Below are 9,976 nucleotides of genomic sequence, written 5' to 3'. Positions count from 1 at the left end.
CGGCAGCCTCCTATGGGGCTGCCGCGCCCGGCCCGGACCGACACCGGGTACGGGTGCCCGGCTGTGCTGTCGGAACAGTTGATGTGCGGATGGAAGCGGTTGTGTGATGAGTGAGCAGCAGGCCGGCAACGGCACCGCGAAGGGTGCGAAGCCGGGCCCGGCGAAGGCCGGGAAGGAAGCGGCTGAGGCGTCGGTGGACACCGGTGAAAGGGCGGGCCGGAGCCGGTCCCGGGGCGCAGGCGAGCCGGAGGGTGCGGGCCGGCCGGTGCGGGTGGGCTGGGGCCGGTATCTGGTCGCGCCCCGGCCGCTTGCGCTGCTGGCGGGCGGAGTGCCGCCGGTCGATGCCTCGGCGCTGTTCATGCTGCTGGAGGAGGACCCGGAGGTGGAGCCGGTCGCGCAGGTGCGTCCGGCGCGTTCCCGTGGGCTGGGGGCGATCGCGGAACCTTATCCGGCGTGTCCGCCGGTCGCGGTGGTGATGATGCCCGGGGAACGCGCCCGCGCGCTGGCCGCGAACCCGCAGGTCGTCGTGGAACTCGACCAGCCCCTCACCTACACCCCCGTGCCCGCCGGCGTGGCGGGCGTGGCTGATCCGGCCCTGGCGGTCGCCCTGGCAGAGCCCGCGCGCGTGATGGTGCGGGTCAAGGGCAGCGACGGGCATCTTCTCGAGGGGGCACACGTGTGGGCGACCGGTTGCGGCTCGGTGGCACACGCGGTCACCCGCGGTGAGGGCCGGGCCGTGCTGGAGCTGCCCGCGGACACCCCCGCCACGATCCGGTCCCTGTACGTACGCCCCGCGGGCGGGTACTGGCCGATCCGGATCGAGAACCCCCACCTGGCCGCCGAGGGGGAGACCGTCATCGAGGCCACCTCCCTCGCCCAGACGTTCGACGGATTCCCGGACCGGCCGCTCACCGGCTGGGGACAGCAGGCCATGCGGCTACACCAGATCCCGCCCACCTACCGCGGCCACGGCATCAAGATCGCCCTGATTGACTCCGGCACCGACATCACCCACCCCGACCTCAAAGACACGGTGACCGCCGGCCATGACTTCACCGGCGCCAACGGCGAGTGGCGGACGGATTCCACCGGGCACGGCACCTGGTGCGCCGGTGTAATCGTGGCGGCGGACAACCACAGCGGTATCACCGGGATCGCTGCGGAGGCCGAGCTGCACGCGCTGAAGCTGTTCCCCGGCGGGCGGGTCAGCGATCTCCTGCAGGCCCTCGACTACTGCGTCGCCCATGACATCGACATCGCCCAGATCAGCCTCGCCTACGGCGTTCCGTCCCAGCTGGTGGCGTGGAAGCTCATGGACGCGCACGCCGCCGGTATCACTGTCATCGCCCCGGCCGGCGACACCGCGGGACCAGTCGCCCACCCCGCCGCCCTGCCCGGTGTCCTCAGCGTCGGGGCGATCGCCCACACCGGCGCCTACCCCGCCGGAAGCCCCCTCGAGGCCACCCGCCCGCCATGGCCCGGCTTCTACCCCGCCCCCTTCACCCCCACAGGCCCCGGTGTCGACTTGGTCGCCCCCGGCACAGCCGTCATCACCACCGCCCTCGGCGACGGCTACACACCGGTAGACGGCACCGCGATCGCCGCCGCCCACGTCACCGGACTGGCCGCCCTCCTCCTCGCCCACCACGACCACCTGCGCACCCAGAACATCCCCAAGACCCCGGCCCGCGCCGACCGCCTCCTCGCCCTCCTGCGCAGCGCCTGCCGGCCCGTGCCCGGCACCGACCCCCTGCGCCTGGGCACGGGAATCGCCGACGCCCCCACCGCCCTGGGCGCCCCCGAACTCTGGCAGCAGGACCACGGAGCCCACCCGCTGTACGCCACTGCCGGCCAGCCCTACCCGCCCCTGACCCCATAGACGGGGAAACCCCATGACTCCGTTCCCGGCGCACCCCACTACAGCCGCAGCGCCGGGAACGGACCCCGTGCCAGCCAATCACGGCCAGCGACCCCCAACACTCTCGGAACACGCGGGCTGCCCCCGCACTCCGTCCCCGGCACCAGTGGCGAGCGCGCGCCAGGGACTCGGCCCCGGTCCCGGGGGCCCGTCAGCCGAACAGGTCCCGCACCCGGATCGTGCGGACACGCCGCCACCGTCCCCGGCGCGACGGCAGCCGTCCGCCCAGAGCGGCGACCGTCGTCGGGCGCGGCGGCTGCCAGTCAGCGCGCACCACCGCCCAGAAGTCCCGCCACGCATCCGACTCAGTCCGGCCACGCCCCACCACGCCCGCGCCCGGGCAGGAAACGACATAGCCGTCGGGAGTCAGTTCAACCGACACCGCCCGGTGATCAATCACGGTCCACCACCACCGATTCCACCCGGGGGAACAGGAAGTGCCGATGCTCGGCAGGCGTGGTCGAGTGTGCCGCCTATCAATCTCTCGGTTCCGGGGCGGTGCGCCGTGCGGAAGCATCGACGGTGCAGCCGGGGCCGGGGAAGACTTCGCTTTCGTGTCCGTCGTCGTGGCGCACCCGGTAGGGCGGCTCACCGCCCGGCCCGAGCACTTCCACCACTTCCACACGGTGCTCGGCGGAGCCGACCTTGCGGCCGGGGAAGCGCAGCACATCGCCCACATTCGCCTGCATCCCGGCATCCCTTTCCGTTGGTCCCGGCCAGACGGCCGGGACACGCCTGGTGGCATCAAGTGTGTGTCCGCCGTCACAAACCCGCACCCAGGAACGGGAACAAGCCTGTAATACAGGCGAAAGGTCGTTTCAGGAACACCGGCGGCTGCCCGCCGTCAACCCTGGTGGCCGCGGGCCGCTCGCGCGCGTGCCCCGGGCGGTGCCGTACGAGGTCAGGGGCGGCGGGTGTAGGTGTGGAGCTGGTCGACCACGGTGAATCCTGCGGCCTGGTGGAGGTGAAGGGCGGCCTCCTGGTCGGGCCGGTCGTCGGGGGCTTCCAGGCAGGTGGTGACATGGTTGATGCCGCGGTCTGCGAGGTTGACCAGGCACTTCCCCAGCGGGGCGTGCCTCAGGTGCCGGCACTCCGGGGCCAGGGTGAGCCATTCCAGGACGACGGCGCCGTCCACCGGGGCGCTGACGCGGGCTTCGCCGATGCGGGTGCCGTCCCGCTCGCGCAGGTACAGCTGCCAGCCCCCATCGGGGTGCTGTACGAGGTCGGCGATCCCGTACAGGCGGGGGCTGAGCGTGTCCAGGCGGTGGTGGAGGTAGCGCGCGTGGTCGGTGGCGGAGAATCCGCACGCCTCCAGTGCCCGGCAGGTTCCCGGACGGTTGCGTACCGGCAGCCCTGTGGGCGCCAGTACCGTCGGCTCGGAATAGGCGTGCACACTCCGCCGCCCCAGCCGGGCCAGCGTGTGCGTGATCAGCATCTCGGCGAGATGCTGCTCGTCCTCCACGCAGTGCAGCCACCGCAGCATCCCGGTGTCGTCCCCCGCGTGCACAGCGTAGGACACCACGCCCAGGACCGTGCCGTCTGCCGAGACCAGCACCTCGCAGCCCCCCGCCTCAGGCCCCGCGCCTGCGTACAGAACCTGCTCGAGCACGGCCGGGGCAACGGCCGGTCGGCCCGGCAGCAGGTCCGCATGAACCAGCTCCAAGACCGCCGCCCGGTCCCCACCACTGAACCGACGCACCCACGCACCCGTACCGACCGACGCGACCGTCACCTGTCCATCCTCTCCCGACGTCCCTGCGCCACAGCTTCCCCCGCCCACCCCGAAACGGGACGGCACGCCACACCACGAACCTGCCTGCTCCGGTTCTCTTCGACCCGGCGTATTGGTCCTGGTGTCCTAGCTCAGACACCGGCCGCAAAGTGGCGATCAGGGCTTCGTGACGGTGGTTTTCTTGGGCTGGCGGGGCACGGTCTTGGTCTTGTCGAGGTGGCCGTACACCGTGGAGCGGGGCACGCCGAACATGTCGGCGATCTGCTGGACGGTCTTCTCCCGCTCGTCGTAGAGCCGTTGGGCGAGCGCGGCCTGATCCGCAGTGAGCCTGGGCCGGCGCCCGCCGACCCTGCCCCGGGCCCGGGCGGAGGCGAGCCCGTCGTTGGTGTTCGCCACGATCAGTTCGCGCTGGAGCTCGGCGAGCACGGACAGCATCCCGAACATCGCCCTGCCCTCCATCGTGGAGGTGTCGATGCCCTGCTCGATGATGTGCAGCCCGATGCCGCGCTCGCGCAGCTCGGCGCCGAGGGTCACCAGATGCAGCACCGAGCGGGAGAGCCGGTCGAGCCGGGTAACCTTCAGCGTGTCGCCTTCACGCAGCAACTGGAGGACGAGATCGAGCTTCGGCCGGGATGCCTTCGCGCCGCTCGCTGTGTCGATGTGGATGTTGCCGCGATCCACGCCGACTCGGAGCAGGGCGTCGATCTGATGATCAGGGTTTTGGTCGGCGGTCGAGACCCGCGCATAGCCGATGAGCATGTGCCGGAATCTATCGGACAGACCGTTCACCGACGTTGATTTCCAGCGCGAGTTGTCGACACTGCCGACCTGCGGGTTCGTGATCACGGACGTGAGTGTCGGTAGACGGTCGTTTGTCGACACCAACCGGCATGGATGCAACGAGACTGGTCAGAGCGATTCGTACGGGAACCCGACAGTCCCGGATCATGTCCCGATGCACATGGACACTGCTCTCCTCACCACAGGGATCACGGTCGTCAGCACCGTGGTCCTCCTGTTCCTCGGCTCATGGGAGACCGAGCGCCGCAACCGCCGCACGGAGGCCCGGAAGGATGCCGCTGCGGACCGTGCGGTCCTTGAGTCTCAGGCAGATGAGCTGGTTGAAGCCGTGCTTGCGCTCCAGATAGCCGGGGACACCCACGATCACATCTGGGCAAGCTGGGCGGCGCGCGGAAGGCTAGCCCTCCGGGCTCTCGCGAACGGGTCCGCTGCCTTCGGACGGGCGGGAGGGGACCGGGCGGGTGCGCCGGCGCTCTTGATTGCCGTTGGAGAGGCGTCCCGGGTTATCCACGACTGGGACCAAGAGAGCCAAGTCTCGGTCGCAGGGCTTGCGGCGCCTCTAGCCCGGCTGGGGGCGGCGGTTACGCCGCTCCTCCGGCGGGAGGACCTGGGCCCTGCGGCCGCCCAGGTCTACGAGGCGGCGGTGGAGCACTACGGCGACGACAACCGAACCGCGACGGCCCTGAGCGCCTTCCACGAAGCCCTGCGCTCCGCCCTTGAGCCTCCTGCACCCACGCGCCGCAGACGACGGTTCCTGCGTCGCCGCGCGGACCGGGAGGCGCTGCCGCGAGGCTGACCGGCGGTGACTCAAACGCACTGTGCCCCGCATCGGTGGATGCGGGGCACGAGGAAGTCGCGCCAACGACCAGTCGGCTCGGCTCACCCGGCTTCACGGTAGAGGCTGTGCGGCATCGTGCGTCCGGAGCCGGGGGTGAATGCCCGGGATGAGGTACAGGCGGACGCCGATGGTGACGAATTCGTTGACGAGGTGGTGTCGAGGGCCACCTGTGATGGCTGGTCAGAGGGCCTGCGAGACTTCGGCGGTGAGCACCATGCGCCGCCCTCTTGGGCAAGGACCTGCCGCCATTGACGACGACCAGGCGGTGCGTACCGTCCGTGGCCGTACGGCTGTCGAGCGGGCTGCCGAGGAGGCGGCCCGCTCTACTGGTTCGCGTACGTCAACCGTGCCAGCGCCGGCGGCCGCAGCCGGGCGCCGGGCGCTGGGGGCCGGCCCCCGGAAACTCACCCTCGCCTGATCACCGCCCTGCCCTGGGGCCCCGGTGCTGCTGCTGTTGCTGGTGCTGGGCGACAGCCGGGGCGGCGGCTGCGGCAGGCGCCTGCCGGCGTTGCTGTGCGGCGACCTGGCGGGCGTGGAAGCCGCGGGCGGCGTGCTCGGCCTTGTGGAAGTCGGGGTACTGCTCGGCGAGGAGCTGCCGCCGCTGCTGCTCGGCACCCGCGAGGGCGGCGTGCGCGCGCCAGTCGGCGGCCTCCTTCGTGGCGGCCTGGACCGCGCCGTGGAGCCGACCGAGCTCCCGCTCGTCCCGCGAGTCCATGGCCTGAGCCCGCTCCGGCAGCAGCTGTCGCATCTCGGCGAGCTTCTGGGCCAGGCCGTCCAGGGCCGGCGCGGGCCCCGTGGCGCCGACCTCCTGGGCGTACGGGCTGGCCTTGACTGTCTCCCACGCGGCGAGGCGGGCGTCGTCGGCGGCCCGGCGGGCCCGCATCGCCTCGTCGTCGCCGCCGATGGCCTCCCCGAGGTAGCGATCGCGCAGCTGCTTGACCTCCTTCTTGCTGCTGCCCGCCAGGCGCAGGGAGAGCCAGGACGCCTCACGCTGCTTGTCGAGGTGCGAGAGGATCCCGCGGGCGTTCGTGGCCTGGCCCTCGGCCCGGTGGACGTTGTCGGCCTCCTGGAGGGCGGTACCGAGCTGCGCGGCGGCGGTGTCTAGAACGGCGCCGGCCTCGGTGGCCCAGCGGGTGCCGCGGCTCGCTCCGGCGGCCCGCTCCTGCTCCATCCGTTCGACCAGGGCGAGGTGTGCCTCGTGGGCCTCGGCAGCCGTCTTCTCGTGCCTGACGGCCTCCTTAAGGAAGCCGCCGATGTTCGAGGTGAGCTCGGCATCTGTCCGGCGCCCGTAGGGACGGGTCTTCCAGTCCGGGACCCCGACGTCCTGGAGCTCGCCGACCGGCGCGTGCCCCTTTTGGGTGGCGTTGGTGAGGGCGGCCTCCTCCTCGGCCCGACGGCGCAGGGTGTTCTCGGCCGACGTTGATGGGGACTTCATCCGGGCCGCGCGTGCGGACACGGCCCGCCGGGCTTGTTGGAGGGCTGCCTCGGCCTTCTCGCGGGCCTCGGCGCGCTCGACCTCGATCTGCCGGGGGACGGTGGCGGGCTCCGGGGCCGGGCGGAGCGCGTCGGAGATCATGCCGTCCTCGGTGGACTGGCCGAGGTAGCGGGCGAACGCGCTGATCGCGCGGTGCAGCTGCTCCGTCTCCGTGCGGGCCTTGCCCAGCAGCTTCTGGGTCCGCTCGTCCTCGATCACGTCCAGCGGGAGCCAGATGTGGTTGGCCTTCCTCGCGCGGGTGATGCCCGGGTAGGCGGCGAACGCGTTCGCCCCGTGCCCGTACAACAGGCTCGTGTCGCAGGTCAGTCCCTGGGAGGCGGCGACGGTCATGGCGTAGCCGAGGGAGAGGGCGCCGGCGCCGATGTCGTCCGGCTTCATCCACGCCGACTCCGTCTTCACCGTGCCGTCTGGGTTCGACTCCTTCGTCCGCCAGGTGATCTCCACGTGGCGGTCTTCGCGGATCGCGGTGACGACGGCGCGGTAGCCGTTGAGGACGTCGGGGCCTTCGCCGCGGCGGGAGCGGTAGTCGTTGACGCGGACACGGACGACGTCGCCCTCGGCGAGGGTCAGCTCGCCCCCGCCCGGCAGCGCGTACGTGTGCTCGGTGCCGAGTTCGCCGGCGGCCCGCCGGATCTGCTGGGCGCCGAGGTTGAGGGCGTCGACGTCGATGTTGCGGGCGGCTAGGACGACCAGGTTCTGCAGGAGGTCCTGCTCGTTGGGCCACGCGGTCCGCAGCTCGTCCCACGTCATGAGCATCTCGGAGCGGGCCTCGTCGGCCGTGGCGACGGCGTGCACGCGGTCGCCGGCGGCGAGGAGTTCGAGGGCGTGCTGGTGGTCGCCGGTCCGCCACACCTCCAGCGCGGCCCGTTCGGCCTCGTGCTCCTGGCGGCGGTTCTCGGTGAGGACCTCGCCGTCGACCAGGCGGTGGACCTCGCGGAACCAGCCGCCCACGCCGACGGCCTGGAGCTGCTTGGGGTCGCCGATCGCCACCACCTTCGTGCCCGTGCGGGCGGCCTCGGTGAGGAGCCTGGCGGCGGACCGGTCATCCGTCATCACCGCCTCGTCGAGCACCAGGACGTCGATGCCGGTCAGGCCCCGGCCGCCCTCGATCTGCTGGAGCCACGAGGCGACCGTGCGCGACGGGATCGCGGAGGCGTCCTGGAGGCCCTTGGCGCCGACCGCCGAGAGGCAGGCGCCGGCGTAGGTGGTTCCGGTGGCGTCCCACGCGATCCGGCAGGCGTCCATCAGCGTCGACTTGCCCGCGCCGGCCACGCCGATGACCGCCTCGATCCCGTGCCCGGCGGTCAGCAGCCGCTCGACCACCTGGCGTTGCTCGGCGGACAGCTCGAACCCGGCCGCCACCGAGAACACCGAGATCGCGGCCTCGGCCTGCGCGGTGGTGAGGCGGGAGGAGCCGTCGCCGAAGCGGGCGAGGGCCTGCTCGCGGACGGTCTCCTCGGCGGCCAGGACGTCGGCGGTGGTGTACCGGTCGGTGCTGCTCATGACGGTGGAGCCGATGTGCGGCAGCGCCACCGCGTACCCCTCGACACGCAGCACGTCATCGGCGAGGCGTTCCAGGGCGGCCGGCTCCGCCCCGATCCCGTACGGCAGGGCGTTGGCGACGGCGACCAGGAGCTCGGCGCGCGTGAACATCTTCTGGTTCGCGGTCACCCCGGTCTCCGGATCGAACACGATCGCCGCGAGGTCGGCGGGCGGCGGAATCCGCGGACCACGACCGGGTCCGGCGAGGCCGGCGCCACCGCCGTCCGGGCCCGGTCCGCCGGGGGCCGCGGCGGCGACCATCGCGTCCACGTCGACGCCAGCGGCCTCGGCGCGCTCGCGCCAGGAGGTCCGCATCCCGGCCGGGTCGGCGGCGTGCTTGGCCCGGCGGGTCAGCGCGCCCAGGCGCTGCTGGTCCTCCCGGGTGGCGTCCTCGCCGAGCTCCTCGGTGACCTTCGCCGAGCGGCGGGAGAAGACGTCGCGCACCGGCTCGGGGACGCCGTCGACCTCCCACGCGCCGGTGGCGGCGGACTGGGTGCGGCGCACGCCGAACCGCTCGTACGTCAACGCCCGGACCCGGGCTTTGAAGTAGGCGTCGGCCGCGCTGGCGTGGCGGTAGAGGTCGGCGCCGGAGTTGGCGATCGAGCGCCACTTGCCGTCCGTGCAGCGCGCCATGTTGGCGATGACGACGTGCAGGTGCAGGTGCGGGTCGCCGGGGGCGCCGTCGCCCATCGGGCGGGCGGAGCGGTGCTCGACCGACCAGCCGACCAGTCCCCCGGTCGCCAGCCGGACCGGCTTGCCGTCCTGGCTGCCGACCCCGTAGCCGATCCACCTCTCCAGCTGCCGGAACGTCTCCACCTTCGCCTGGTGCACCAGGCGCCGGTACTCGGCGTCGTCCAGCTCGCTCATCAGCCCGGCGAGGACGCTGTCGGACTTGGGCAGGTCCAGGACCAGGTCCCACCCGCGTACGCGGGAGTCGGTCCGCAGGTCCTTGTTCTCCCACGCGGTGGTCAGTTCGGTCTCGGTGTAGACGTCGGAGAGGTCGAGGCCAGCGGCGCGGGCCAGCTTGTGGAGCGTGCCGACGTGGAGGCGGTGGGCCTCGCCCTTCCGGTTCACCATCCGCTGCTGCTGGGCCAGCTTCTTCTGCTGGTACGGCTTGCCGTCGAGCAGGGCCTCGGGCTCCACCCCTGCCTCGGCCGCGGCGGCCTCGATCGCCTTCACCAGCGGGGCCACCGTGAGCGTCGCCGACTCATGCGCGCGGACCGACGTGGCCGACCCCGCGAGGCGGGCCCCGGTCTTTGGGTGGCAGCCCTTCATCAGACGGCGGGCCGCCTCCTCGCCCTCGTGATCGAGGACCTGGCCCTCGGCGAGACCGACCGCGTCCAGCCCCGAGCCCATCCAGACGAGCACCCCGTCTGATTGCAGACGGTAACCGACAGTGGGATCCGATGAGTCGAGGTCGACGGTCTGCTCGGCCTCGACCACGGCCCCGGCGCTCTCCACCACGCCGCACCCGGCGTGCCTGCGCAGCCGGTAGTCGACCTGCTCGTCCGCCCCGATCTCCGTCACCCACGCCACCGGCGCCCCCGATCTCCCCACGCGCCTTGTGCGCTTGTGCAGTTGCTGTTCTCCGGCCGAGGCCGGGGTTACCCGTGAGGGTAACCCCCTTTGTACATCCCCTGTCTTTGATCT

Annotated in this window: 6 protein-coding genes; 2 read left to right on the top strand and 4 right to left on the bottom strand. The window is 72.2% G+C overall.

Annotation, left to right across the window (positions count from 1 at the left end; genetic code table 11):
* Window positions 1-106: 106 nt before the first annotated feature.
* Window positions 107-1,879 carry a S8 family serine peptidase gene (locus ACFVZH_RS36680; RefSeq protein WP_384904420.1) on the top strand — a complete coding sequence of 591 codons (1,773 nt, stop codon included), beginning with the start codon at window positions 107-109 and terminating at the stop codon, window positions 1,877-1,879.
* A gap of 515 nt (window positions 1,880-2,394) precedes the next feature.
* Here ACFVZH_RS36680 and ACFVZH_RS36675 read toward each other — a convergent pair.
* The 3 genes from ACFVZH_RS36675 to ACFVZH_RS36665 form a co-directional block, all read right to left on the bottom strand.
* Window positions 2,395-2,607, bottom strand: coding sequence for a DUF1918 domain-containing protein (locus ACFVZH_RS36675; protein WP_384904418.1), 213 nt, complete (start codon window positions 2,605-2,607; stop codon window positions 2,395-2,397).
* A 212-nt stretch (window positions 2,608-2,819) separates the two neighbouring features.
* Window positions 2,820-3,440: a hypothetical protein gene (locus tag ACFVZH_RS36670; protein ID WP_384904416.1), complete on the bottom strand. Its 621-nt coding sequence runs from the start codon at window positions 3,438-3,440 to the stop codon at window positions 2,820-2,822.
* A gap of 366 nt (window positions 3,441-3,806) precedes the next feature.
* Window positions 3,807-4,496: a recombinase family protein gene (locus ACFVZH_RS36665; RefSeq protein WP_384904414.1), complete on the bottom strand. Its 690-nt coding sequence runs from the start codon at window positions 4,494-4,496 to the stop codon at window positions 3,807-3,809.
* On the opposite strand from ACFVZH_RS36665, the gene ACFVZH_RS36660 reads away from it, so the two are divergent.
* Window positions 4,489-5,247, top strand: a complete 759-nt coding sequence (locus tag ACFVZH_RS36660; RefSeq protein ID WP_384904412.1) for a hypothetical protein — start codon at window positions 4,489-4,491, stop codon at window positions 5,245-5,247. The genes ACFVZH_RS36665 and ACFVZH_RS36660 overlap by 8 nt on opposite strands.
* A 460-nt stretch (window positions 5,248-5,707) precedes the next feature.
* On the opposite strand, the gene mobF is transcribed toward ACFVZH_RS36660, so the two are convergent.
* Window positions 5,708-9,853 carry a MobF family relaxase gene (gene mobF, locus ACFVZH_RS36655; protein WP_384904411.1) on the bottom strand — a complete coding sequence of 1,382 codons (4,146 nt, stop codon included), beginning with the start codon at window positions 9,851-9,853 and terminating at the stop codon, window positions 5,708-5,710.
* Window positions 9,854-9,976 lie beyond the last annotated feature (123 nt).

Source organism: Streptomyces sp. NPDC059534, assembly GCF_042743475.1.
Classification (GTDB): Bacteria; Actinomycetota; Actinomycetes; order Streptomycetales; family Streptomycetaceae; genus Streptomyces.
The sequence above is the reverse complement of the archived record's forward strand: the minus strand, read 5'-3'. Positions and strand labels throughout refer to the sequence as shown.